Origin of the sequence: Legionella bozemanae, assembly GCF_900450575.1 — a bacterium.
Classification (GTDB): Bacteria; Pseudomonadota; Gammaproteobacteria; order Legionellales; family Legionellaceae; genus Legionella; species Legionella bozemanae.
Genome location: NZ_UGGY01000001.1, coordinates 2,762,074 through 2,787,283 on the forward strand (window position 1 = coordinate 2,762,074; position 25,210 = coordinate 2,787,283).

Consider the following 25,210-nt stretch of genomic DNA (forward strand, 5'->3'; position numbering starts at 1 on the left):
TTGAATAAGAAATGTAATTAAGGATTAAGAGAATGCCTAAATCAATCTGGAAAGGCGAAATTTCCTTTGGTCTTGTTTCGATACCGGTTTCGTTATATTCCATTGAGGAACCAGACGAGCTTAAGTTTCATTTGCTTGATAAAAAAACGAAGTCCAGAGTGCATTATCAACGAATTAGTGAAAAAACCGGCAAGGAAGTTCCTTGGGACCAGGTGGTGAAGGGATTTGAATTTGAAAAAGACCGTTACATTGTTGTCGATGAAAAAAAGTTCGAAAAAGCGAGTCCAGATTTATTTAAAGCGATTAACATTGAAGAATTTGTAGATTTTCGAGAAATTGATAGTCTTTACTTGATGAAACCTTATTATCTTATTCCAGAAAGTAAAAATAAAAAAGCATATGTATTATTAAGAGAGGCATTAAAAAAAACAAATAAAGCAGGTGTTGCCAAAGTCATTATTCGGACAAAAGAATCTATTTGTTTAATCCTCCCTCACTATCATGCCCTGCTTTTGTACTTAATTCATTTTAAAGATGAGATACGCGAAGAAAAGGAAATGGATGTTCCAAAAGAAGATTTTAAAAACTATAAGGTTTCCCAATCAGAAATAAAAATGGCTGTTACTTTGATTAATGAAATGACCACTAAATGGCAGCCCGAAAAATATCATAATGAATATCGTGAGGCGCTGAAAAAATGGCTTGAACAACAAATAGCCAAACAACCAGTAATCAAAGAAGAGGAAGACTCTGAGGTTGTCAAAGAAAGTTCTGCGGATGTAGTTGATTTTATTTCACTTTTAAAAGAAAGCATGAAAAAGAGAAAACCTGCAGAAAAGTCAAATAAGAAAAAGAGCTCATAAATCAAGAAAACAATCAATCTGCTCCATAGACCACACTCTTGTCAAATTATGTCACTTTATGCAAAGATAACTTGAGACATCTTGAGAATAAGTGTCATAGACTCTTTCGAAGTTCGCTGCAGAGTGAGATACGAGAAAGCCTGCAATAGAATTTCGGAAAAGTTCTAGTGTTTTAGCAGCAATCTCGGAGGGATCTAAAATGAGACGAATATTTAAAATTGATAAAACTATTAGGCAAGCGGGCTCTGTATTTAAAACGCATCCATCTCACACAATGCTTCCATCAAAAAAAACAACAAAACCCTTGTTTGCAACTCCCCAAAAAGCAACAACAGTCCCCCCAGTAACGAAAGCACTTAATACACTTTTTTTTACAAAATTAAAAGCGGAGGAACACAAGCAGTTTACATCTAAAAAACGGCATCGCTCTGAATACAAAGACAATTATAGTGCCGCACTCAACTTGCCTTATTCAAACCATCAATTAGCCGTAAAGCATCATGATCAAAATGCGCTCCTCGTCATGTCTAAAAAAAATATTATTGAACATGCAAATCGACGCATAGATTTATTTTTTTACACATTAATTGCTTATTACAAAACGGGGATTTTGCCAATCTATGGGCATACAACATTACAACATGGTAGAGGACGTACTACACGCAGTAATACGAGTGTCTCGGAGGCCTGTCATAGTAGTCTGACTCCTTCATTAGTGGATACAACCATTTATCAAAATAGTCAAACAGGAGAAAAACATAAAAGTTTATTGTCTGATACACATTTTATGGATAGCCTGAATTCCACAGTCGAATTGCCTCCTTTTGTCAATGATTTGGATGATCTGTTAGAAAATGCATTAAGAGAAAAAAGTTTGACTATTCTTCGCGAGGTTTCACTTGGAACAATAAATCCAATTACAGGATTAACCCAGTTTTTGCAAATAATGAGTACTGTTTTAAAGGGTCTTAAAGAAGATGCTGAAAATAAAAGCAAATCTGCCGTATCCCAGCATCCTTTAATCAAGCAATCAATTACTCCAAATCTGATCGAGCTTGTAAGAACTGGCTCACTCGCAACTACCTATTTACCTCAAAAACAAATCGCAAATGATGCCTACATCCAACTGTTACTTAGAATGACGCCTGCAGAAAAAGCCGCATGCAAAGATGAGCCTAGTAAAGAAAAGTTATACATCAATAAAATTATGGAGTTACAAAACGAAATTTTGCATACGAAAAGCAACAAACATCCATCACCCTAAATAAAGAAAACAGAGTAGTGACACTCAATAATTTGAACCTTATCACTATGTTCTGCGACTTGTTCCTTTCTCTTGATCACATCTCTGCCTACGCTCCGTGGCTTGTCCACGGGGTCCAGTGATTTAGGGCAGATCTTCCGAATCCCGCAGACAAGGCGCGGGACGTTGGAATAGAGCCGGACTTACTTTTCAGCGAATGTGTAGAGGATTAGGATATAGAACTTAATTACTTAGCACTAAGGAAAAACCGGAGGTTAAATAAGATAAGCATCCTCTAGCTATGCCTGAGAGATTTGACTAGAATACAGTTTACCTGCTGATAAATAAAAACTTTTTACACTGGCGTCAATTATGAATATCCACACTGTTGTTGAAGAGCAGAGAAAATTTGCTGCTGAAGGACAGGCTAAAAATATTGATTTTCGTAAGCAGCAACTGCAAAAATTGAAAGCGATTATCAAACAAAATGAGCAACTCCTTTATGAAGCACTTTATGCAGACATAAAAAAATCTCAGTTTGAAACTTATTTGACTGAACTTGCCATGGTTTATCATGAGCTTGAGCTAGCAATTAAATCGGTACATAAATGGGCTAAGCCCAAAGCAACACGAACAGAATTGGTGCTGCAACCAGGAAAGAGTTTTATTTTACCCGAACCTTACGGAACGACACTTATTATTGGTGCATGGAATTATCCTTATCAGCTGACGTTAAGCCCTTTAATCGCAGCCATGGCAGCCGGAAACACCAGCATTATCAAACCTAGTGAGTTGCCACAAAATACCTCATCTGCCCTGGCAAAAATAATAAATCAAAATTTTGATCCGGCTTACCTTTATGTCGTAGAAGGTGATGCTACGGCGACTCAAGAACTTCTTAGCTTTCGTTTTGACAAACTCTTTTTTACTGGCAGTACAACTGTAGGAAAAATTGTAGCGAAAGCAGCTGCGGAACACCTAACTCCTGTTACACTTGAATTAGGCGGAAAAAGCCCTTGCCTTGTTTTTGCTGATGCCGATCTCAAGATTTCAGCGCAGCGTATTGTTTGGGGCAAATTTTTAAACGCGGGCCAAACCTGTATTGCGCCCGATTATCTTTTAGTTGAAGAATCGATTTACCAACCCTTATTGGAAGAACTTAAAAATCAAATCGACACTATTATTGGTCCTAATCCTCTTGAAAGTGAAAGTTATGTACGGATTATTAATCAAAAACATGTACAACGTTTAAAAAAACTCATCGACCCCCAAAAACTATTTACAGGGGGACAAGTCATCGAAACAGAAAATTATATTGCGCCAACAATTCTTAAGGATGTCAGTTTTGCTGATGAAATCATGAAAGAAGAGATTTTTGGTCCAATTTTACCCATTATTCCTTTTACCGATCTGCAAACTGTTCTACAGGAAATAAAACAACGCCCGCGCCCTTTATCACTTTATATTTTTGGAAAAAATTCAAGCGTACAAACACAAATTTTGCATGAGGTTTCCTTTGGCGGTGGCTGTATTAATGATGTAATAATGCATATTTGCAATTCCCACCTTCCATTTGGCGGTATAGGAGAAAGTGGTATAGGAAATTACCACGGTGAAGCAGGTTTTAAAACGTTCAGCCACTTTAAAAGTATTTTGAAACGACCTTTTTGGTTCGAACTGCCGATTAAATACAGACCATACAAACAATGGAAATTAAAGATAATTCGCGCTCTTTTGGGATAAATTAACAAAAAGCGAATTTTCTTGGAAAATGAATCTCAGAATTCGTATTCATACGCTATAAGGTAAGACTCAATTTATAATTATGGTGTAGGATTTTTCCATATTCCCTTTTCTTTCTCTACAATACGTTGAGCCCGCTTAGCAATAGCTTCTTGTAACTGTACAAAAAAACGAGAAGGCTCTAGAGGTTGACTCACTTCTGATTCGAGCGGTTTACCCCATGACTCATCCAGTTCAGATTGAATATTTAACTCATCATCCAACATTGAATCTAAAGCATGGGTTTTTTGTTGATAAGAGACGGCGAATGTTCTACATGCTTCAACAAAGCAAGGATTTTCTTCCAAAAGCAGAGCAGAAGTACTGAGAAAGCCAATAATTCGTTCATCTTTATGATTTTTCTGATTTTGTATGACTAAAAACAAAAATTCTTTTAATACAGGATGAATTGATGCGTAATCCACATCACTCTCCCCTTCTTCTCCATACTTATCTACCAAATTTTGCAATAATTTAATACATTCTTTACTCACTGGCATTCCGTGCTCCCAATAAATAACCCTTTCTTTATTAAAAACTCTGAGAGCTAATTAAGCAAGAAAAAGAAGCGCGTTTTTACATTCGATTAAGTTCTTAATTCTTTTTTTAAATATACCTCCTTCTCTTGTACGTCACCAATATTGGGTCTATAACTTTAAGAATAAAAGAGAGCACTTATGTCAGAAAAAAAAGCTAAAGTTAAAATCAGTAGTTCTAAGGAACCACCTGCTTCACTTTCTGTTGAAGCAAATCCTTTTATTCTCGCAAGTATCCTTAAAGAATTGCCAGGCAGTATCTATTGGAAAGACAAAAATGGGGTGTATTTAGGTTGTAATGACACCATGCTTGAAATGACTGGAATGAAATCCATAATTGGAAAAACAGATTTTGATATGCCATGGGCCGCATCTGCAGAAACAATTCGCAATAATGATTTAAAAGTAATGGCACTTAACTCTTCATTAGAACTGGAAGAAACAGGAACATTGGCCAATGGACAACAAGCCGTTGTATTGACCAGGAAAACTCCTCTACGCGATGAACAAGGAAATGTCATAGGTATTCTAGGCATCTCGCTGAATATTACTCACCGTAAAAAGCAAGAAGCAGATTTGCGCTCAAGCCAGGAAAAAACACAATCGACTTTAGAAAACATTCTTGCCAATATGCCAGGGCATGTTTATTGGAAAGACAAAAATGGGGTGTATTTAGGGTGCAATAACCGCCAAGCACGAAGCGTAGGATTTCAATTTGGCCATGAGCTTATAGGGAAAACCGATTTTGATTTACCTTGGGGTGAACATCAAGCCGAGCTATTCCGTCAAAATGATCTTTATATTATGCAAACGGGTGAAACCGAAATTATTGAAGAAAAAGCCCTGGTCGAAGGTAAAAATGCCATTTTTTTAAGTCATAAATCTCCGATGCGTAATAAAAAAGGAGAGATTACTGGAGTACTCGGTATTTCAATTAACATCACTGACCGAAAAAAAATGGAAGCCGAGCTCAAGGTTGCAAAAGAAAAAGCCGAAGCAGCAAGCCTTGCAAAAACAGAATTTCTTGAAAATATGCGTCATGACATTCGCACGCCCCTCACTGGCATTGTTGGATTTGCAGATCTCATCAAATCTGAAGCAAAAAGTGCTCAGATTAAAGAATATGCGGATAATCTAGTCGCATCCAGCCATGCTTTGCTTGATTTTATGGATGAGGTTCTTGAAGCAATTCATGTAAGTTCTGGCGAAGTGCCCAAAGTTAGGAAAAAATTCGTCTTACAACGAATCGTTCAACATGTTATTGATCTTAATAAAGCCAAAGCATCTGCAAAACACCTGCGTTTATCGTTGGATTTTGATCCCAATATTCCCAAATACCTCATTGGTGATCCGGTGCGCATCCATCGCATTTTACTCGAGCTAATTGCTAACTCATTGAATTTCACAGATGCAGGCTTTGTAACATTAACCGCTAAACTGGCAAAACGAGAAAATCGCGAAATCATTATTCAATTCATCATAGAAGACAGTGGCATGGGTATTCCCAAGGACAAGCAACAGGAAATTTTCCTGCAATTTAAACGCCTAACGCCTTCCTACAAAGGAATTTATAAAGGAGCGGGTCTAGGCCTTGCGGTAATCAAACAGTTTATTGATGAATTAGATGGGGAAATATATGTTGAGAGTACGGTTGCCAAAGGAACACGGTTCACCTGCATCATTCCCTTAAAAACCGCACTTTTAGAAGATGAAACCGGCATTGATAATGATTTTTTTGAGCCAAATATTCCAAGTTTTACAGAAAATACTGCAATCACCCAACAAGCTCCGGACTCATCCGCAAAATTATTCAAACATCGTATCTTATTAGTAGAAGACAATACCATTGCACAAACAATCGCAAAAGAAATGTTGAATCAATGTAATTGTCACGTTGATGTAGCAGCTGACGGACAATCGGCATTACAATTCTGGAAGAAAAATAAGTACGATTTAATTTTTATGGATATCGGTTTACCCGATATGGATGGTTATCAAGTGACCCATCACATTCGTGTTCAAGAAATCGCTAAAAACCATCACACCCCAATTATTGCACTCACAGCCCATGTTGGCGAAGAAAACAAGCAACGATGTATCGAATCAGGAATAAATGCGGTACTCAGTAAACCACTCACTCAAAAAAATTGTTGTGATATTTTGAATTCATTTATTCCTTCCATACAAAAAGAAAAAGGAATCTCCTCTGAACTTGATGTTTTAGATTTACCCGCAACAGAAAAACAGTTTTTTGAGCTTTCAGAATTCCCTCTACTTGATGTTGCAGAAGGAATTAAAACTACCGGTACAGAAGATATGTTCTGTAAGATGCTCAAATTAATGCTTGGCCATTCTCTTGTTGAAGATATTACCCTACTAAAAGAAGCACATGTACAAGGGGACTGGGAAAAAACACAGAAACTTGCCCATAAAATTAAGGGGGGTGCAGTATATGTCGGCGCCATCCGTTTGAAAATCGCTTGCCAATATCTTGAGCGTTATTGGAAATCAGGACAACGTGATTTATTGGAGAAAATATATCAGCAAATGATGCAAGTGATTGATGAAACAACCTCTGAAATTCAAAAATGGATAAAGGCAAAAGCACCTCATTAATTTAGATATTTTTGTAGCCTGGGTGATGTGAAGTGAAACCCGGGAGAAATTTTTAAAAGTGAAACCCCGGGTTTCGCCTCGCTCCACCCAGGCTACACATATAAATGAAACACTTAAAAATCGCTAACCACTGGTTCGTTTTCCTGAGCAGCTTCTTGAGGCATTTGCAACTCATCTCCTACTATCTTTCCTGGATATTTTTTAAATCGAAGTGCAACAGGTCTTAAATAATTTGGATAATGAGGTTTTATTAAATATTCATAAGTGGCTGCCATCGCCTTGTTTCTGCCGCTGGGATAAACTTCAAAATCATATGCTTTTTCTGTCCATAGGCACATCACCGAACACTCTTCCAGCAAATAATCAAGGCAAAGTCTGGATGCCCGTTCATAATCAACATCCACAGCAGAAAATCGGCTCAAGTATCGTGTTAAAAAATCATCAATATTGGCATGAATCGCATGACGAAATAAGTCATTGGAGTCATATTCTTTTTGCACACGTACATAGCTGTCAATGTAATTCTGGCTGTTATACCAATCATCCCAACGCATAATTTCAAAGGGAATAGTTAATTGATTGTAAGCCATTTCATTTCGCAGCAACCAATCATCACCTTCTTTTACAGCAAGCTGATATAATTCATCTGGTGTCGCATGCTGCATAATACCCATCGTATGACGTTGAACACTATCGTCAACAAGGATAGTACACCGTTTAAATGCCCCATTAATGAGTTTAATCACCGCTGCAAATTTTTCGCCCTCATGGATGGGTTGTCCAACACTAATAGGCATCAGACAAGAAGATTGAGGAAACTGTTTTCTTTCTTCTACTGGGTTTTCTCTAAAGGAAGCTTTCACAATCCTGTTATCAATTAAACTCATATCCCCTACCTCCTTGAGCTGATATCATATTTTGCATAAAAAGAAATCATATTTTATTTTATAAAAAGCATAATATCCATTAATTATTCAGAACAGGCATCTAATCACATGAGATAAAATCGAAATTACTTCTATCGAAACAAAAAGGACTACATTCCGCGCTTTATGCTAGCGGTCATCTGTGCAGAGATGTCCGTCTTTTAGGTATACTCTAATTGTATTATTGGTTAGCCCGGGGGGAAGCCACAGAAATATCGATTACATAATAATTACTTAATGTTATTATTGTATAATTTGTGTAATATATAGATAAATTTAACCCTAGAGCGAGTATAAAATGTCTTTTAGAATAGATAATCCTGGTGGCGGTGATTGCGGATTTTATGCGTTTGCAATAGGTTTAATAGCTACCATTCAAAAAGAACATGCAGAAAACAGCAAGAACAGCAAAACTTTTGCTCAATGGCAAAGTAAAGGTCTTGATGTAAGCTTGCAAGAAATTCTGGACATTGATTTAAATCAGCTCTATGAATCTCCTTATACTTATAAAAAAGAAACCTTGCTTAAATTACAAATGTCTTTAAGAAGTATTTCTGCCACTGCATATAAAAATGATCTTCTTAAGAAAATAGCGGAAGCAAAAAGTAATGGAAGCACTCAGGTTGAAAGCTCGCCTGTATATCATAAGTTTATGGAATTAGTGCACTATTACTTAAAAGAAGAACAAGAAGAGAATGAACTGGATAAAATAAAACAGTTCAATGAGTTAGCTTTATCACCTGAAGTCCTTGACTTAGCACAAAAAACGGCTAAATCATTAAGTCCAAAACTTAAAACTAAATCCTTTGAGGAAGGACAAAAAATAGAAAATGCGCATGTCAAAGAAGCATTACTGGCAGACGTACTATCTGGCGGTAAAGCAAATCCTCATTCTATCATTTTAAAAGGGGTAGAAAAGATTAAAGAACAAGGAAGATGGGCCACTCATAGCGATTTAAAAGAAGTTGCAGATCAACTTAAAGTAAATCTCTATGTAACCCATGAACTCAATGGAGAACCTATGAAGGGTTGTCCTACTATTGTTTTAAATAACGAAGGTCAGTCAATCCATTGGACAACCACTGTAGAGGAATTACCTCAGCCCAAAGCGAAGCCTATTAAAAAAGAACGTGTTGAGAACCCAAAATTAACAGAAGAAACTCATACCTCTTCTAAAAATCATGAATCTTCTAGAAGTCTTGAATCTTCAAAAACCCGTGAACCCTCTAAAGATAGAGAAACACAAGTGATTGCAGCAACTGTAAGCACTCAAGCGAACGAAAAGAAAGCAGAGCGTTATCAACAACACATAAAGACACTCATGGTAAGTGCATCCGATCCGAGGTTCTTTGCTGGTGTTCAAAAAAGAATTGAAAACCTTGATAAACTTGATAATGAAGAAGCGCTTAAAAATGAGCAGGGTGTTCGAATTGAATCAGATGAGGAGTTCGCCACACGCTTACAAGAAGCAGAGTTCAGAAGAGCGAATCTGAAGTAAAAGCTATTAAAATTGTTTGCAAATAAAAGTACTTTGGAACATGGGGGTTATTCTTTCCGGCCCTAGACCGTGAGGCACTTGTCGTACCACAAATACATTAACTAATAATGTACAAACACAGAGTATCATAAGGGACTTATTGATGAACACCATTCAACGCTTTATTAAAGCACAACAAGGCCAAGACGCATATGTCTCATTCCAACAAGCTTATGATGAACTCAAAGCGGGAAGCAAACAAAGCCACTGGATATGGTATATCTTTCCTCAGTTAAAACAGCTTGGGCTCAGTGCTATCGCCCAACATTTTGGCATCGTTGACCTCAAAGAAGCGTGCAACTATTTGCAAAATAAAGAGCTTTTTCAAAATTATAACGCAATAACTCAACTGGTAGAACAACAACTAAAAAGAAAAATCCCTGCCCTAATCCTTATGAGTGGGGATACTGACACTAAAAAACTGGTATCAAGCCTTACTTTATTCCGCGAAGCAGCTTCATTTCTTGATCGCCAAGGAGACACATCTCAGGATTTTGCAGCACTTGCACAGCATTGTGATCGAATTCTACAAGAAACCGCAAAACAAGGTTATTCCCCCTGCAAGCGTACTCTTGATTTTGTGCAGGAAGAGAAAAAATAAATCATCATTAGCGTGTGTTGACAATTCATCCATATCTACGTCCCGCAACTTGTTCGCGGGAGCCAGGAATGGAGAATAAGAGCTCAAATATCTTACTAATTGAGCGATCATGGATTTCGCGAACAAGTCGCGAAACGTAAGCGGTGAAAATAAATTACTAACGCACCCTTGGAAAATTTAAAAATTTTGTCGTCCTGTTTTTTCTTTCTTTCAAAAGTGTATGATTGCTTCATAAAATAACTTAAATTATCGGAAATAAAATATAATGAGAAAGTTCGCTGGCATCCTTTTTCTATTCTTCAATCTAGGTATTCAAATCGCAAATGCAAACAATCTCACTTCAGTAGAAAAACAGATAACCCAGTACATTACAACTCAGTCTCAAGAACAACTTTCACTATTGGAACAGTTAGTCAATACGAACAGTGGTACTACAAACCTTAAAGGAATTTATGAGGTTGGAAATAGGGTACGCCAACAACTCGACCAACTTGGATTTAAAACGTTTTGGGTTAATGAACCGCCTGCCATGCATCGAGCAGGAACATTGGTCGCTCAGCGTACTGGAAACAAAGGCAAAAAGCTGCTTTTAATTGGCCATCTTGATACGGTGTTTCCTGCAGATAGCCCATTCCAACATTTTGAACGTCAAGGAGATGTTGCAACAGGACCGGGAGTTATAGATGACAAAGGCGGCGTGGTAGTTATCCTTTATGCTTTAAAAGCCTTACAAGAAATGCACGCTCTGGACAATGCAAACATAACAGTTATTTTAACAGGCGATGAAGAAGATTCGGGAAAACCCACTTCGATTTCAAGAAAACCTTTAATCGATGCAGCAAAAAATAGTGATATCGCCCTGGATTTTGAGTGGTCTATTACAGTGGACACAGCAACCGTTGCGCGTAGAGGCATAGCACACTGGACTATAGAAACTCAGGGGAATGAGGCACATTCTTCAGAAATTTTTCAAAAAAAAGCGGGTTATGGTGCTATTTACGAGTTAGTACGAATCCTAGATACAATGCGTACCCAGCTTAGCGGGGAGCGCTTTTTATCATTTAGTCCAGGCCTTGTTTTAGGTGGAACTACGATTAATAGTAAAAATGACATTCAAGGTGCAGCTTTTGGCAAGGGAAATGTCATCGCAAAAGTTGCTATGGCAAATGGCGATTTACGTTTTATTAGCGAACAACAAAAGAATGCGGCGGAGAAAAAAATCGCTAGTATTGTTACCCATCATTTACCTGGCACTACCGCTTCCATTATATTTCAAGAAGGGATCCCAAGCATGCCGCCTACTCCTGCCAATGAGGCTTTATTAAAACAATATAGTGAAGCTAGTGAAGACTTGGGAAAAGGAGTGGTACATCCTCTTGATCCAGGCAGCAGAGGTGCAGGTGATATCTCACATATTGCCTCCATAGTAAACGGAGCATTAGCAGGTTTGGGACCTGTAGGCACAGACGCACATTCTGTGAAAGAAACTTTAAATATCCCTTCCCTTTCAATACAGACTCAACGTGCATCCCTATTAATTTATCGATTGATTCACTCATGAGGATCCTCCTGTTGCCTCAATAAATAACATTTCATTTTTCTTTATGAAATCTGATCTATACTTTAAAAACTGCCGAATAGTTCGTGTCTGAGGTATGTATGCAAACAAAATTAGAAGAGGAAAAAAAGGCTGCGAAAGAACGATATGAGGAAATGTTAGCCGCGTTGGAGGTTATGAACAAAGCACATCAGAATTTATTATTTGAGATGCGGCCTAATGAAACGTTTTTTGAAGAAATGTATGAAAATAATAAAGTTGCTCCTTTATATGTTGAATTTGTATCCAAAAACTCAGGAGCCAAATTTACTATAGAGAATAAATTTTTCCCTCATAGTTGGGTTATCACAACACCACAAAATGCAACCAAAGAGGAGCTGGATTATGTAAGGGATTTGACCCTAGAAACAATTGCTCATCCTAAAAATGCACCTGAAGGCTATCAACCTAAACTTTTAGCCGTCTTCCCTGATGGGACTCCTGAAGAGCAAATCTTTGAATTTATTAAAGCTGCAGAAAAAAAAGGAATAGAGGTTAACTTATTTATTGGACCAAAGTCAGAATATGAAAAAGTAAGTGAGACGCATGCTCAAAAAACAAAAGAGGCAGTCGAATCAGGAAATCTGGATAAACTTCCCGGATGGGATGGTTTTATGCGTGAGATTCAAAAAAGTGAGGGTGGAAGAAAGGGTGAGGACATGTTAAATAGATACCGCTCAGAACATACAAGTTCCTTGAGCCATAATTAAAATTAATTAGCTCTCATACCTCAATTTTACTGTGGCTGCTCACAAACGCTATAATATAATTAAGAAGCCTTTAATTAATCAGTAATAGCTCCGCTAATGGGCTTGTATGAATTTTAAATTCTAACTGTTATTTAAATTGAAGGATTTTTGTTAACCATTTAATATACAATTTTTTTATGGATTGGCTTGATTTGATTCCTAATATTTATCCTAGTTCTTATCTCAAATTGCCTGCTAATTTTTACGAGGCGATCGAGCCAACACCGATTGCAAATCCTTATTTAGTTAAATTTAATCATGAACTTGCTTCGTATCTTTGTGCTCCGAATTCCTCTTCTGTCAATGAACAAGAAATTATATCTTTTTATGCCGGAAATCGAGTTCCAGCACATCTTAAAAGTATTGCATTAGCTTATGCAGGACATCAATTCGGATACTATGTGCCTCTTTTGGGGGATGGGCGCGCCGTGTTACTTGGTGAAGTATGCAGTCATGATGGGAAACGATGGGATATTCAACTCAAAGGTTCGGGAAAAACAATGTTTTCGCGAATGGGCGACGGTAGAGCTCCGCTTTCAGCTGTATTAAGAGAATATCTGATCAGTGAAGCAATGCATGGTTTAAATATTCCAACCACCCGTTGCCTCGCTGCCATTGCAAGCCAAGACAAGATCTATCGCCAAGATGGTCCCGTACCATTAGGTGTATTAACCCGAGTTGCATCCAGTAGTCTGCGGGTCGGTTCTTTTGAATATGCCGCTGCTCAAAAGGATAATCAATTACTCCAATCTCTCGCTCATTATGCTCTTGAAAGACACTATCCCGAACTGTTACCCAGTGCTAATCCTTATCTTGAACTGTTTAAAAAAGTTGTGGATCGGCAAGCAAGTCTTATTGCTGAATGGATGGGCGTAGGCTTTATTCATGGAGTCATGAATACAGATAATATGACAATATCTGGTGAAACCATCGATTATGGCCCTTGTGCGTTTATGGATGAATTTGACTTTGGTACTGTATTTAGCTCTATTGATCATGCAGGTCGTTATGCATTTGGCAATCAAGCTGCTATAGCAAAATGGAATTTGGCACAATTTAGTTTAAGCTTACTGCCTTTATTTAAAGATAAGGAAGCACCACAACAAATACTTGAAGCGCTCAACTCATTCACGGAACGCTTTACTCAATATTGGAATAAAAAAATAAGAGACAAGTTAGGGCTTTCTGAGGGAAATACTCATCCTAGCGAACTGATTAATAATTTTTTCGTATTATTACAGCAACATAAACCTGATTTTACAAATACTTTTAGGCTCATGAGTCAAGCCATTGATTGTGAGCGCTCGCAGAGCAATTTAATCAACGCCCTAGGAAATCAACCTGACAGCGAACAGTGGGTTTCTGACTGGTTAAAGTGTGTTAAACAACAAAATATCGAGATCAGCAAAATAAAAACGAAGATGAATCAGGTAAACCCAGCCTATATCCCCAGAAATCACTTAGTTGAAAATGCAATTAGAGACTTTATTGAAAACAACGACAGTACCTTGATGGATACTCTTTTAGCCGTATTGAGAAATCCTTATCACCAACTGAAAAATACTGAAAACTTACAGTCCTTGCCTATGCCGCATGAACGAGTATATCAAACGTTCTGCGGAACCTGAACTGACTCAACATGCAAAGGGTAATTTTTTGAATATAAAAATATTCTTCTTATCTCCTACCATCCCGAGCATGCCTATCGCGTCTATTTTGGATGACAGCAGTGGATTCTGCACATAAAGTGCAGAATATAGGCTTAGTCACTCTTTCTTTGCCTACTTGCCGTGCTTTATGCATGGCATCCAGTCGAGCGTGAAGATAGAACAGAGGTGGGTTCCGCATATAAAGCGCGGAGTGTGTTTTTTTTTGCTTTTGCTGAGATCCGCCAGGTACAATCCACAAAACGGATCAATAAATTAAAGGATTTTCTGATAAAGAATTTCTTTTAATAATGCCCCACCCTCATAAAACTCTGCTAATTTGGTCGAACTTGTGGCTTCAAAACCTAAGGCATCATAGAATTTACGTGCTTGGGTATTGTCTTCAAATACCCATAGAAATATTTTCTTATATCCTTGATTTGTAAGTTCAGAAATCGCAGCCAGACATAATTGAGTCCCTAACCCCATACGCCAGTAATCAGGATGTAAGTAAATAGCACTGATCTCACCCATTGAACTGTCTGCACTAAAATCACGAAAAGGACAAATGCTGGCAAAGCCAACAATTTCATTGTTGATTTCTATGATTAATACTTTAACTTCCAGCCCTATCAAATCACGCCACTGTTGAGTTCGCTCTTTTAAGGATAAGTTTTGTAATATAATTTCTGGAATGAAATCTCGATACATCTTTTGCCAGGAACAGATATGAATTCGTGCAATAGCCTCGGCATCGTCTAATGTAGCTGTTCTAATATTGGACGTTACATTTTTAATCATAATAAAAGCCTTAAAGACGTAATTGATTTCTATTAACCAATAAATTATTCACGTTCTTTTAAATTCAACATTTAAATAACATCTATAAGTGATATGCTATGTTAGAATGAAAAAATTGTCACTAAAAAGGATTTAGTCATGAATAAAATCAAACAAAAAGAACAAATGATTATGGGTGCTGTGACGTTATTTATCGCATCAATAGCCACTGCAGGAACTGTAACGAGTGATGTTTCCACTACAGATGGAACTTCCGTAGGAAAAGTCGTTTTTGAGGACAGTAAATACGGTTTACTGATTAAGCCCCAATTGACTGGACTTCCTGCAGGAATTCGCGGCTTCCACATCCACCAACATCCCGATTGCGGTGACCATGCTAAAAAAGCGGGAGCTCATTTAGATCCCGCCAAGACCAATAAACATCTTGGTCCATATGGCGAAGGGCATTTAGGTGATTTACCTGTATTAGTTGTTGATAGTAATGGCAGCGCAAATACTCCTACATTGGCACCTCGTTTAAAAACTAAAGATATTAAAGGACACGCCATTATGATTCACGCAGGTGGCGATAATTATAGTGATAATCCGCCTTTGGGCGGAGGTGGTGACCGTATTGCTTGTGGAAAAATTCCTTCTTAATTAAAAAAGTATGCACTTTTGATCCGGATGCAGCAGAGTCTGCATTCGGATTATTCCAATCTAAACAATAAAAAGAGAGATGTTATGCCCAGTTTTTTTTCAAAATTAGGATCGACTTGGGATCAATATTCTAATTTGCGAAGCAGATACGCGGAATTGATTCCTATTCCAAATCCATCCTATTTTAAGCCAATTCATGAAAAGAACTTTAAAAGAGACGTTACAGAGGATTTTACTGACATAATCGTTCGTCCCATCTATTGTCCTATCTGGTTAGGAGTAAATGCACTATTGCTGTTTTTAAAAAGCTTTATTTATCTTTTAGCGACTTTATTATTAGTTGTGCCGGCTTGCTTATTCGCAATTTTTGCCCCTAATTCAAATATCAGTTCCAGTACATGTTCTACATTTAAATCGTGTTTAGCAGAAGCCGTTGTGGATGCAACTATGGGTATTATTGCAAGTTGTGCTGCAGTCGCTGCTATTGTTTTTAATCCCATATACTTGCTTACTCGAGCTCTAAGTACTGTTGTTGAGCATATAGATAATGTAACCAAATCATGTTGCGGCTTAACTGTTGCCCGATTTTAATTTTCTACTGTCTATAGCGATATCTAAGGCTGTTATCCCTGCACAAACAGGGATCCATTTACAATGTTCATCCAGCTACCCTTTCATTCAATCATCTATGCGCCTCTCCACGAACCAGTCCTGAGAGAACCACGCGAATTTGCATGCCACTTTATGTTTTTAAATGAACTATACTCAACGTTCTACGTGCCGCCCTTTATGCGCGGTACGTAGGGATTAAATCTCTCAGGAACAAGTCGTGGGGCGAGACATAGGAAGAGTAGCTTATTACACTATTTTTAAGACGATTTGCTGTATCTACCAATTAATTCAGCTTGCTCAATAATGTGATTTTGCATGGCGGTCTCTATTTCCTTTTTCGTCGCATGCTCTCCTAGATTTAATAAGGTATCTAAGGCATAGAGTTTAAAGAAATAACGATGCGTCCCGCTTGGCGGACAAGGCCCACCATAGCCTGTTCTGTTCCAACTATTTCGCGCGCTAATCGCATTCGCTGGGACATTTCCCGTTTTAAGCTCATGACAATCAGTAGGCAGGTTAAATAAAATCCAGTGCACCCACAATCCCATTGGTGCATCAGGATCATCCATAATTAGAACAAAAGATTGAGTATTTTCAGGTATATTTTTCCATATTAATGGCGGGGAATGATCGGCACCAGTGCACGCATATTCTTTAGGAATAAGCGCATTATGAGCAAACGCAGGGCTCTCCAGTATCATTGCACACTCCTTATGATGAAACATTTATTTGCAATTTAGACTATTTTTCAACAAAAATACAGAGGTGTTCCTTAGAGTTTCCAGAATTATATCTTTAATTTTCCTCTTAAAATCTGCCAAAACATAACAAAATCACCCATTAGACTATACAAAGGATAAGGAAATGTAGCTGGTTTATTTTTTTCATAAACAAAATGCCCAATCCAGGCAAATCCATAACCAACCGCAAGCATCAGAATAAGCCATAAGTAATTCCAAGTGAAAAAGAAAAAAAGAAAACTCAAGCATGCTAAAGAAGTGCCCAAAACATGCAGACGCCGGCACATCACTGTTGTATGTTTACTCAGGTAAAAAGGATAAAATTCATTAAAACTCGTAAACTTCTTATCATTTTTCATAAGAATTCAGAAAGTAATTCTAAGTTTTTAAATTATAGTTTAAAAACTCATGTTATTATTTTTAAAGAAAACACCAGGAACCCGCGGACAAGCCGCGGGACGCAGGATAGGAAGAGCCCTAAACTTAATGACAGCATGCTTTTTCGAGGAGAAAGACGCAATTACAAATAACAACCCACTCCATCATAACCAATTACATGACATGACTTGTAGGTGCTTTGATTGAGCCGATAACTTACAGAACCATAATAGGCAATAATTGTTCCATTTTTAGTTTGTTCTACATGAGGTTTTTGAACGTTTGCTGCAGCATCACAAGTGGTATCGTTTTGTATCCAAACGACCCCTTCTGCAATAACACGAGTTTTGTTGGGAGTTAGCGCATTCTTTCCACAGTCTTTCACTGGCAAACGTTCCATTTTAGGAGCGGAAAAAACAAGATCATAACCCGCTGCGGCTGCCTTAACTGCATTTTCGGCATCTAAAATTCCATGTCCGCAAGGTTTTTTACCAACACACGATTTGTTCGCATCATTACTTACTGCAAAATCATGTGTCGTTGTATAAAGTAATTGTTCCACTTGTTCTGGACTAAGTACTTTTTCACTGGCTGCAATAATCAATCCAGCAACACCAGCAACATGAGGAGTAGCCATACTGGTTCCTTGATAAAAATCAAAACCGGAACCATTATAACCACCTCCAGGATTTACTGTAGATAAAATTCCTCCCCAAGTACCATAACGCTTGTCCCCCCCTGGAGCAGCTAAAGTAACGCTTGGACCATAGTTGGAAAAATAGGACCTAAGCCCCTCAGGCCCAGTAGAGGCGACTTTAATGGTTCCATTACAGATTGCCGGTGCATTAAAATGCTCCCAAACATTATCATTTCCTGCTGCGACAGCGAGTACCGCTCCTTTTTTACGTGCAAAAAAGACGGCTTCTTGTAATGCTTGATCACAATAATCAATTTCTTCTTTAGGTCCCTTGTCCACGCCAAAGCTCATATTTAATATTTTAGCAGGATGGATGTTGTTAGGTACTCCAGGAACATCACCGCCTACAGACCAATAAATGGCGTTAATGACGGAGCTTTCATAAAACATGCCATTAGCGGCAGGAATTTTTAAAGGAAGAATTTTTAAATCTTCACCCATGCCGCTCATAATGCTACCATAACCCGCAATGGTCCCGGCAACATGAGTACCATGATAGGATCGAGTTTCATCGATTAAGTTGTTATTATTTCCTGCAAAATTCCAACCCCATAGGTTACCTGCATTATCTTTTACCAGGTTATTGATCAAGCTGTCATTTAAAGCGATCCCGGTATCTAAAACGGCAACAACTATTGGCTTTTTAGAAAAGCCCGTAGTATAGGCCCAGGCACCATCTCTAATTCCAGGCTTGGATTCCAACATAATCCCTGCAGGGCGGGAAAACTCATCCCACTGACTTTCGTGCGATAATAAATCACCTGTACCCAAAATTTCAGGATCAGGAACGGGTTTAAAATAACTAACTCTGTCTTTAACCGCATATAAAACTTGGGGATTTTTACGCAAACGCTCCAGAATCAAAGACGTAGTATCCTTATCCTCTTCTTTAACCAAAGTACTGTTTGTTGCGTCTAAAATTAATAAAAAAGCACCATTTGCCATAGGATTCAATTCTTTCACGGGTAACTGAGTTACCTGTTTTATTTGTGACTTTAAAGAAGAAACACTGGTTATTTGTTCTTTATATTTGATTATGACTCGAACGCTGTCTTGATCGGATGAGGCAAAAACACCATGTGCGATAGATAAAAGACCTAAACCCAAAATCCCTGATTTAAACATGCAACAATCTCCTTATAAAATAAGTCGCAATTCAGTATGCAATAAGAAACAGGGCAAAACAAGATCAAACTTATCCCAAAATGCTACTCTCCTATACGTAATGTATTAATCTTAAAAATAGGTTGTTGAAATTCTTTGCATGCCCTATATACTGCATCTATCCTATTGTTTGCATTAGAAAAAGCTCATCATGAATCTGCGCTATTTTTTTTATAAAAACGCCACTCGCTGTATACGAAAACTACAATCTTTACTTGGTTTAAAAACCCTTGGTTCTCGTGCCATTATTTTAAATCATAACCATCAGATCCTTTTGGTAAAACACACTTATCAACCCCACTGGTATCTTCCAGGCGGGGGTGTAAAAAAAGGTGAGTCCACTAAAGAAGCAATAATACGTGAATTAAAGGAAGAAGTAGGCATAATCCCAACCGAAGAGCCGCAACTATTTGGGATTTATTTTCATACCTACATGGGAGTAAATGACTATCCCGTGATCTTCATCGTTAAAAATTTTATCTCTATAGAAGCCTATTCTCATGAAATCGAACAAATGGCTTGGTATGATTACAACGAGTTACCGGATATGGTAAGCCCAGGAACAAAACGTAGGCTTGATGAGTATTTTACTCAAAGTTCACAATCAGAAACTTGGTAAAACGTTAGCATTCACTGAGACAATCCAGAGCATAGCACTTTTAATTCACCTTAAGTTTTTCTTGATATTTAGATTGGCCAACGTACCACAGCTTGTCCGTAGTATCCAGGAGTTGTAGCTTTAATTGGATGCCGTGGACAAGCCACGGCACGTAGGGTTAGGATCGTCAAGAAAAACTTAAGGCGAATTAGAAGACATAGTGGAGGCTCTCCACTACTACCCTCAAATTTACAAATTAATAACGATATTGCTCAGACTTAAAGGGACCATTAATTGCGACACCTAAATAGTCCGCTTGTTCTTTGGTGAGCCGCGTCAATTTCGCTCCGATGCGTCCCAAATGTAAACGAGCTACTTTTTCATCCAATAATTTGGGAAGGACATACACTTGCCTATCATATTGAGTCGCATTTTTAAATAATTCAATTTGCGCAAGGATTTGATTGGAAAAAGATGCTGACATGACAAAGCTTGGATGGCCTGTAGCGCAACCTAAATTTACCAAACGCCCTTCAGCTAAAAGAATTAAACGCTTCCCATCAGGGAAAATGATGTGATCAACTTGCGGCTTAATATTTTCCCATTGGTATTTCTTTAAACTTTGTACATCAATTTCAGAATCAAAATGGCCAATGTTACATAAAATAGCCTGATGACGCATACGCTTCATGTGATTATGGGTTACTACATGGTAGTTTCCTGTAGCAGTAATAACAATATCTACTTGTTCGGCAACATCATCCAGAGTCACAACGCGATATCCTTCCATTGCAGCTTGCAGTGCGCAAATAGGATCAATTTCTGCAATTAAAACAACAGCACCTTGACCACGTAATGCTTGAGCACAGCCTTTACCTACATCGCCATAACCTAAAATTAGAGCAACTTTTCCTGCAATCATCACATCAGTAGCCCGCTTTAATCCATCCAATAAGGACTCTCGACAACCATACATGTTATCAAATTTAGATTTAGTCACAGAATCATTCACATTAATCGCAGGAATTTTTAAATCACCCTTTTTGGCCATTTCATACAATCGTGAAACACCCGTTGTTGTTTCTTCAGAAACGCCTTTAATCCCAGATAATAATTCTGGGAACTTTTGATGAACAATTTGTGTCAAATCACCGCCATCATCCAGCAATAAATTAGGAGTCCAATGATTCGGTCCAGCAAGGGTTTGTTCCACGCACCACCAGTACTCCTCCTCGGTTTCACCTTTCCAGGCAAAGACAGGAATACCTTGAGCAGCTATAGCTGCAGCGGCATGATCCTGAGTGGAAAATATATTACAAGAAGACCAGCGAACTTCAGCACCCAAAGCAATCAATGTTTCAATCAGCACTGCTGTTTGGATTGTCATGTGCAAGCAACCTGCTATTCGAGCGCCTTTTAACGGCTTTGTTGCAGCAAATTCTTCACGTAAAGCTATTAAACCTGGCATTTCGGTTTCAGCAATCGCAATTTCCTTACGTCCCCAAGAAGCCAGCGACATGTCAGCTACTTTATAATCCTCTGTCATTTTGCTCCCTGCTCCTACTTTATTGACTACTTCCATTAGCGTCTCCCTTTAGGATCTGTTGACAATTCTACTATCTTAGTCAAAATGATGAGATTTTATGCGCTCCGATACTCACATACTTCGTGTATGCTGCATTCTGGTGCTCTAAAATCGCATCATTTTGTCTTAATCTAGCGATCTTATAAAGCTTTACGTAGCTCAGTTACTTTATCCAAACGTTCCCATGGAAAGCTCTCGCGTCCATAATGACCATAGGTGGCCGTTTGTCTGTAAATTGGACGAAGTAAATCATGATATTCAATAATACCTTGTGGTGTTAAGTCAAAATGAGTATTAATTAATTCAATAATCTCGCTATTCTGTAAACGACCGGTACCAAACGTTTCAACAAAAATTGAAGTGGGCTCAGCAACACCAATTGCATAAGAAATTTGTAGCTCACACTTATCAGCCAGTCCCGCAGCAACTATATTTTTTGCAACATGTCGCGCTGCATATGCTGCTGAGCGATCTACTTTGGAAGGATCTTTACCTGAGAAACATCCCCCTCCATGCCGCGCCATGCCACCATAAGTATCTACGATAATTTTACGACCAGTGAGCCCACAATCGCCTAAAGGACCACCAATAACAAACCGACCTGTTGGGTTGATAAAGTAACGTGTTTTATGGGTTAACCATTCGCTAGGTAATGTTGTTTTAATAATTTCTTCACGCACCGCCTCGACTAAATCCTGATAGCCAATTTCAGCTGCATGTTGCGTTGAGAAAACAACGGTATCTACTTCAACAGGGATACCTCTTTCATATTTTAAGGTTATTTGACATTTGGCATCAGGCCGCAACCAGGGTAAGGCTCCAGATTTACGCAAATGAGCTTGTCTTTCCATCAACCGATGAGCATAAGCAATAGGAGCTGGCATATAAACATCGGTCTCACGGCTGGCATAACCGAACATTAAACCTTGATCCCCAGCGCCAAGAATTTTCGTTTCTTTATTATCTACACCTTGAGCAATATCAGGAGATTGCTTGCCTATGGCAGAAAGTACTGCGCAAGATTCCCAATCAAAACCCATTTGCGAGCTATTATAACCTATTTCTTTAACTACTTGTCGCGTTACCGCTTCCACGTCTACCCAAGCTTTAGTAGTAATTTCTCCACCGACTAATACCATACCTGTTTTAACAAACACTTCACAAGCAACCCGAGCAGAAGGATCCTGCATTAAAATAGCATCTAGAATTGCATCAGAAATTTGATCCGCTATTTTGTCAGGATGTCCTTCGGAAACTGACTCAGACGTAAAAACGTAACTTTCATTCATTAATTAGTCCTCTTAAATATTAGATACTCAAGATACTTCAAAAAGTATCTTGGGTATATTTCCTATTTCATCAATTGTATAAATTCATTAAATATTATTTCTATATCATGGGGTCCGGGACTGGCTTCCGGATGTCCTTGAAAACCCAAAGCTGGTTTTTCCTTATGTCTGATACCCTGCAGGGTATTATCAAATAAAGAGCGATGAGTAATCGCAAGACAGTCGGGCAAACTCTCTTCATCTACTGCAAAACCATGATTTTGACTGGTTATAAAAACACGCTTTTTCCCTTCAGTTTCAATTACAGGATGATTGGCGCCATGATGACCGAATTTCATTTTTTTGGTCACTCCACCGCAAGCTAAAGCTAAAATCTGAAAACCCAAACAAATACCAAATAGAGGAATATCATGTGCCAAAAACTCCTGGGTTGCACGAATAGCATAATCGCACGCCTGCGGATCTCCTGGGCCATTTGATAAAAATACCCCATTGGGATTCATCGCTAAAACTTCCGCAGCAGAGGTTTTTGCAGGAACTAAAGTTAAATGACATCCTTTATCATGCAATATACGCAGAATATTGTGCTTTACTCCAAAATCATAGGCAACGACATGAAATTGTTGCGGCTGGGAACCATTCCCCCATTCGCCTTGGCCATCATGCCAACGCTCTATGGTTTTTCTAGAAACTTCCAACGCCAAATCAACACCCTGCAACCCAGAAAAAGATCGTGCTTTTTCCAAAACCAGTTCTGGATTCTCTATATCAGTACTAATGCAAGCACCCAAAGCTCCATGCTCTCGTAAACGTAAGGTTAAATCCCGGGTATCAATTCCAGCAATAGCAACTACTCCATTTTTTTTGAGCCAATCTGGAAGAGAGTGTTCCGCACGATAATTACTATGGATTATTGAAGAGTTACGAAGCACCAAACCCGCAGCCCAAACTTTATTTGACTCCATATCTTCATGCGTACATCCAGTATTTCCTACATGTGCTGTAGTCAATGTAATGATTTGTCGTGTATAGGAGGGATCAGTGAGCATTTCCTGATAACCCGTTAAAGACGTATTAAAAACCAACTCGCCGACACAATCGCCTGTTGCTCCTACCGAAATACCCTCATAAACGGTACCATCGGCTAATACTAAAATTGCTGGTTGGTTCATCATGGATCTACTCTACTCGTCTGGTTATTCAATGTGTTTTTTTAGTGGCCTTAGTGAATCTGTAGCTTGGAATGAAGCGCAGCGAAACCCGGGGGGGAATATTCTGCTACACAAAACCCGGCTTCCGCCGCGCTTCGCCCAGGCTACAGCGACGATTATAAATCACTTGGCCGAAAAGCTCAAAAAATGCACATTTAGATAAATGTGAGCAATTGTAACTTACTTATTTCAAAATTTCATGTCTTCGAAGAATTTTTTCACACCTGCAAACCAGGAATTGGAGCGTGGAGAATGTTTTCCCTTAGAATTTTCCAATGACTCTTGAAATTTGGTTAATAATTCTTTTTGCTCTCGTGATAAATTTACAGGGGTTTCTATAACCACTTTACATAACAAATCCCCTTGGCCATGCCCACGTACGGATTTCATCCCTTTACCTCTTAAACGAAACACTTTACCGGTTTGCGTTTCTTCAGGGATCTTTAAAGTGACACGTCCTTCAAGGGTTGGCACTTCTATAGAACCGCCCATAGCTGCGGTGATAAAACTTATTGGCACTTCACAATGTAAGTCATTTTCATGACGTTCAAATATAGCATGTTTTTTTACGTTGATTTGTACATAAAGATCACCAGAGCCACCACTGTGCGTACCTGCTTCCCCTTCTCCGCTTAAACGAACCCGATCGCCGTTATCAACACCGGCAGGAATTTTAACGGTAAGTTTTTTACTTTCACGTACTCGTCCTTGACCATGGCAGTCTGGGCATGGATCAGAAATAGTTTTTCCTTCACCATGACAACTAGGACAAGTTTGCTGAATGGAAAAGAAACCTTGCTGAATTCTAACTTGTCCCATACCACTACAGGTTTCACAAGTTTTTGGTTGGGTTCCTTTTTTGGCACCACTACCACTACAGGTAGAACAAGTACCATGTCTGGGAACTGTAATTTGCACTTCTTTACCCTGTGCCGCTTCTTCAAGGGTTAATTGCACATTAAATTGTAAATCAGCACCGCGTTGGCCACGAGATTGTCGTCCTGCCCCTCGCCCACCCGAAAAGATATTTTCAAAAATGTCTTCAAATACGTCGCCAAAACCTCCGAAACCACCAAAACCTCCTTGTCCACCGCGCATGGAGGGATCAACACCTGCATGACCAAATTGATCATAAGCCGCACGTTTTTGCGGATCAGAAAGAATGCTGTAAGCGTATTGAATTTCTTTAAATTTTTCTTCTGCAGCAGAATCACCAGGATTACGATCAGGGTGATACTTCATTGCCAATCTGCGATATGCTTTTTTAATTTCAGCATCACTTGCAGTTCGACTGACTTCTAAAAGTTCATAATAATCCCGCTGTTCCATAACTACTCACAATATTAAAAATTAAAAATGGACAATGTGGTCTAGGTACAGCGAAGCGGAACCCGGGATTA

22 protein-coding genes are annotated in these 25,210 nt (G+C 38.6%); 12 read left to right on the forward strand and 10 right to left on the reverse strand.

Annotation, left to right across the window (positions count from 1 at the left end; translation table 11 throughout):
• The first annotated feature begins 32 nt into the window (after positions 1-32).
• The 3 genes from ku to DY223_RS12165 all read left to right on the forward strand — a co-directional run bounded on the left by ku (position 33) and on the right by DY223_RS12165 (position 3,849).
• The gene (gene ku, locus DY223_RS12155; RefSeq protein ID WP_058460159.1) at positions 33-863 is read left to right on the forward strand and encodes a non-homologous end joining protein Ku; all 831 of its coding nucleotides are present in this window, start codon (positions 33-35) and stop codon (positions 861-863) included.
• 199 nt (positions 864-1,062) lie between these two features.
• The gene (locus DY223_RS12160) at positions 1,063-2,127 is read left to right on the forward strand and encodes a hypothetical protein (protein ID WP_058460158.1); all 1,065 of its coding nucleotides are present in this window, start codon (positions 1,063-1,065) and stop codon (positions 2,125-2,127) included.
• A 351-nt stretch (positions 2,128-2,478) separates the two neighbouring features.
• Positions 2,479-3,849, forward strand: coding sequence for an aldehyde dehydrogenase (locus DY223_RS12165; RefSeq protein ID WP_058460157.1), 1,371 nt, complete (start codon positions 2,479-2,481; stop codon positions 3,847-3,849).
• Between the two features lie 80 nt (positions 3,850-3,929).
• Here the strand turns inward: DY223_RS12165 and DY223_RS12170 are convergent, their stop codons facing one another.
• Complete coding sequence (locus DY223_RS12170) at positions 3,930-4,388, reverse strand: hypothetical protein (protein ID WP_058460156.1); 459 nt, start codon at positions 4,386-4,388, stop codon at positions 3,930-3,932.
• A 177-nt stretch (positions 4,389-4,565) separates the two neighbouring features.
• Between DY223_RS12170 and DY223_RS12175 the strand changes: the two genes are divergently transcribed.
• Positions 4,566-7,040, forward strand: a complete 2,475-nt coding sequence (locus tag DY223_RS12175; RefSeq protein ID WP_058460155.1) for a PAS domain-containing sensor histidine kinase — start codon at positions 4,566-4,568, stop codon at positions 7,038-7,040.
• A 113-nt stretch (positions 7,041-7,153) separates the two neighbouring features.
• Here DY223_RS12175 and DY223_RS12180 read toward each other — a convergent pair whose 3' ends face one another.
• Positions 7,154-7,927, reverse strand: coding sequence for a hypothetical protein (locus DY223_RS12180; protein ID WP_058460154.1), 774 nt, complete (start codon positions 7,925-7,927; stop codon positions 7,154-7,156).
• A gap of 337 nt (positions 7,928-8,264) precedes the next feature.
• Here DY223_RS12180 and DY223_RS12185 point away from each other — a divergent pair, with 337 nt between their 5' ends.
• The 5 genes from DY223_RS12185 (at position 8,265) to DY223_RS12205 (ending at position 14,078) form a co-directional block, all read left to right on the forward strand.
• On the forward strand, positions 8,265-9,464 hold the full coding sequence (locus DY223_RS12185) for a hypothetical protein (RefSeq protein ID WP_058460153.1): 1,200 nt from the start codon (positions 8,265-8,267) through the stop codon (positions 9,462-9,464).
• Positions 9,465-9,606: 142 nt separating this feature from the next.
• Positions 9,607-10,104 (forward strand): DUF1810 family protein, encoded by a 498-nt coding sequence (locus tag DY223_RS12190; protein ID WP_058460152.1) that lies wholly within the window; start codon positions 9,607-9,609, stop codon positions 10,102-10,104.
• A 265-nt stretch (positions 10,105-10,369) separates the two neighbouring features.
• Complete coding sequence (locus tag DY223_RS12195) at positions 10,370-11,665, forward strand: M20/M25/M40 family metallo-hydrolase (protein WP_058460151.1); 1,296 nt, start codon at positions 10,370-10,372, stop codon at positions 11,663-11,665.
• A 98-nt stretch (positions 11,666-11,763) separates the two neighbouring features.
• The gene (locus tag DY223_RS12200) at positions 11,764-12,411 is read left to right on the forward strand and encodes a hypothetical protein (RefSeq protein ID WP_058460150.1); all 648 of its coding nucleotides are present in this window, start codon (positions 11,764-11,766) and stop codon (positions 12,409-12,411) included.
• Between the two features lie 176 nt (positions 12,412-12,587).
• Complete coding sequence (locus DY223_RS12205) at positions 12,588-14,078, forward strand: protein adenylyltransferase SelO (RefSeq protein ID WP_058460149.1); 1,491 nt, start codon at positions 12,588-12,590, stop codon at positions 14,076-14,078.
• A gap of 294 nt (positions 14,079-14,372) precedes the next feature.
• On the opposite strand, the gene DY223_RS12210 is transcribed toward DY223_RS12205, so the two are convergent.
• Complete coding sequence (locus tag DY223_RS12210) at positions 14,373-14,897, reverse strand: GNAT family N-acetyltransferase (RefSeq protein ID WP_058460148.1); 525 nt, start codon at positions 14,895-14,897, stop codon at positions 14,373-14,375.
• Positions 14,898-15,035: 138 nt separating this feature from the next.
• Between DY223_RS12210 and DY223_RS12215 the strand changes: the two genes are divergently transcribed.
• Positions 15,036-15,536, forward strand: a complete 501-nt coding sequence (locus DY223_RS12215) for a superoxide dismutase family protein (protein WP_058460147.1) — start codon at positions 15,036-15,038, stop codon at positions 15,534-15,536.
• Positions 15,537-15,620: 84 nt separating this feature from the next.
• Entirely contained in the window at positions 15,621-16,127 is a 507-nt protein-coding gene (locus tag DY223_RS12220) for a hypothetical protein (protein WP_058460146.1), read from the forward strand.
• Positions 16,128-16,405: 278 nt separating this feature from the next.
• Here DY223_RS12220 and DY223_RS12225 read toward each other — a convergent pair whose 3' ends face one another.
• From DY223_RS12225 to DY223_RS12235, 3 genes are all read right to left on the reverse strand, one after another.
• Entirely contained in the window at positions 16,406-16,849 is a 444-nt protein-coding gene (locus DY223_RS12225; protein WP_058460145.1) for a YbhB/YbcL family Raf kinase inhibitor-like protein, read from the reverse strand.
• 86 nt (positions 16,850-16,935) lie between these two features.
• A complete protein-coding gene (locus DY223_RS12230; RefSeq protein ID WP_058460144.1) occupies positions 16,936-17,247 on the reverse strand; it encodes an Mpo1-like protein in 312 nt (103 codons plus the stop codon).
• Positions 17,248-17,408: 161 nt separating this feature from the next.
• Entirely contained in the window at positions 17,409-19,088 is a 1,680-nt protein-coding gene (locus DY223_RS12235; RefSeq protein ID WP_058460143.1) for a S8 family serine peptidase, read from the reverse strand.
• 190 nt (positions 19,089-19,278) lie between these two features.
• Between DY223_RS12235 and DY223_RS12240 the strand changes: the two genes are divergently transcribed.
• Positions 19,279-19,746 (forward strand): NUDIX domain-containing protein, encoded by a 468-nt coding sequence (locus tag DY223_RS12240; protein WP_058460142.1) that lies wholly within the window; start codon positions 19,279-19,281, stop codon positions 19,744-19,746.
• A gap of 235 nt (positions 19,747-19,981) precedes the next feature.
• Here DY223_RS12240 and ahcY read toward each other — a convergent pair whose 3' ends face one another.
• The 4 genes from ahcY to dnaJ form a co-directional block, all read right to left on the reverse strand.
• Positions 19,982-21,307: an adenosylhomocysteinase gene (ahcY, locus tag DY223_RS12245; protein ID WP_058460141.1), complete on the reverse strand. Its 1,326-nt coding sequence runs from the start codon at positions 21,305-21,307 to the stop codon at positions 19,982-19,984.
• Between the two features lie 143 nt (positions 21,308-21,450).
• Entirely contained in the window at positions 21,451-22,599 is a 1,149-nt protein-coding gene (metK, locus tag DY223_RS12250) for a methionine adenosyltransferase (RefSeq protein ID WP_058460140.1), read from the reverse strand.
• Between the two features lie 62 nt (positions 22,600-22,661).
• The gene (gene carA, locus DY223_RS12255) at positions 22,662-23,774 is read right to left on the reverse strand and encodes a glutamine-hydrolyzing carbamoyl-phosphate synthase small subunit (RefSeq protein ID WP_058460139.1); all 1,113 of its coding nucleotides are present in this window, start codon (positions 23,772-23,774) and stop codon (positions 22,662-22,664) included.
• Positions 23,775-23,999: 225 nt separating this feature from the next.
• Positions 24,000-25,139, reverse strand: a complete 1,140-nt coding sequence (dnaJ, locus tag DY223_RS12260; protein ID WP_058460138.1) for a molecular chaperone DnaJ — start codon at positions 25,137-25,139, stop codon at positions 24,000-24,002.
• Between the last annotated feature and the right edge of the window lie 71 nt (positions 25,140-25,210).

Bases quoted from the DNA above. Each gene is read 5' to 3' on its own strand.
- DY223_RS12230 (WP_058460144.1), bottom strand. From the start codon at position 17,247: ATGAAAAATGATAAGAAGTTTACGAGTTTTAATGAATTTTATCCTTTT.
- DY223_RS12215 (WP_058460147.1), top strand. From the start codon at position 15,036: ATGAATAAAATCAAACAAAAAGAACAAATGATTATGGGTGCTGTGACG.
- DY223_RS12210 (WP_058460148.1), bottom strand. From the start codon at position 14,897: ATGATTAAAAATGTAACGTCCAATATTAGAACAGCTACATTAGACGAT.
- DY223_RS12225 (WP_058460145.1), bottom strand. From the start codon at position 16,849: ATGATACTGGAGAGCCCTGCGTTTGCTCATAATGCGCTTATTCCTAAA.
- ahcY (WP_058460141.1), bottom strand. From the start codon at position 21,307: ATGGAAGTAGTCAATAAAGTAGGAGCAGGGAGCAAAATGACAGAGGAT.
- DY223_RS12240 (WP_058460142.1), top strand. From the start codon at position 19,279: ATGAATCTGCGCTATTTTTTTTATAAAAACGCCACTCGCTGTATACGA.
- DY223_RS12170 (WP_058460156.1), bottom strand. From the start codon at position 4,388: ATGCCAGTGAGTAAAGAATGTATTAAATTATTGCAAAATTTGGTAGAT.
- ku (WP_058460159.1), top strand. From the start codon at position 33: ATGCCTAAATCAATCTGGAAAGGCGAAATTTCCTTTGGTCTTGTTTCG.
- DY223_RS12235 (WP_058460143.1), bottom strand. From the start codon at position 19,088: ATGTTTAAATCAGGGATTTTGGGTTTAGGTCTTTTATCTATCGCACAT.
- DY223_RS12190 (WP_058460152.1), top strand. From the start codon at position 9,607: ATGAACACCATTCAACGCTTTATTAAAGCACAACAAGGCCAAGACGCA.
- DY223_RS12195 (WP_058460151.1), top strand. From the start codon at position 10,370: ATGAGAAAGTTCGCTGGCATCCTTTTTCTATTCTTCAATCTAGGTATT.
- metK (WP_058460140.1), bottom strand. From the start codon at position 22,599: ATGAATGAAAGTTACGTTTTTACGTCTGAGTCAGTTTCCGAAGGACAT.
- DY223_RS12220 (WP_058460146.1), top strand. From the start codon at position 15,621: ATGCCCAGTTTTTTTTCAAAATTAGGATCGACTTGGGATCAATATTCT.
- DY223_RS12185 (WP_058460153.1), top strand. From the start codon at position 8,265: ATGTCTTTTAGAATAGATAATCCTGGTGGCGGTGATTGCGGATTTTAT.
- dnaJ (WP_058460138.1), bottom strand. From the start codon at position 25,139: ATGGAACAGCGGGATTATTATGAACTTTTAGAAGTCAGTCGAACTGCA.
- DY223_RS12180 (WP_058460154.1), bottom strand. From the start codon at position 7,927: ATGAGTTTAATTGATAACAGGATTGTGAAAGCTTCCTTTAGAGAAAAC.
- DY223_RS12160 (WP_058460158.1), top strand. From the start codon at position 1,063: ATGAGACGAATATTTAAAATTGATAAAACTATTAGGCAAGCGGGCTCT.
- DY223_RS12205 (WP_058460149.1), top strand. From the start codon at position 12,588: ATGGATTGGCTTGATTTGATTCCTAATATTTATCCTAGTTCTTATCTC.
- DY223_RS12175 (WP_058460155.1), top strand. From the start codon at position 4,566: ATGTCAGAAAAAAAAGCTAAAGTTAAAATCAGTAGTTCTAAGGAACCA.
- DY223_RS12200 (WP_058460150.1), top strand. From the start codon at position 11,764: ATGCAAACAAAATTAGAAGAGGAAAAAAAGGCTGCGAAAGAACGATAT.
- DY223_RS12165 (WP_058460157.1), top strand. From the start codon at position 2,479: ATGAATATCCACACTGTTGTTGAAGAGCAGAGAAAATTTGCTGCTGAA.
- carA (WP_058460139.1), bottom strand. From the start codon at position 23,774: ATGATGAACCAACCAGCAATTTTAGTATTAGCCGATGGTACCGTTTAT.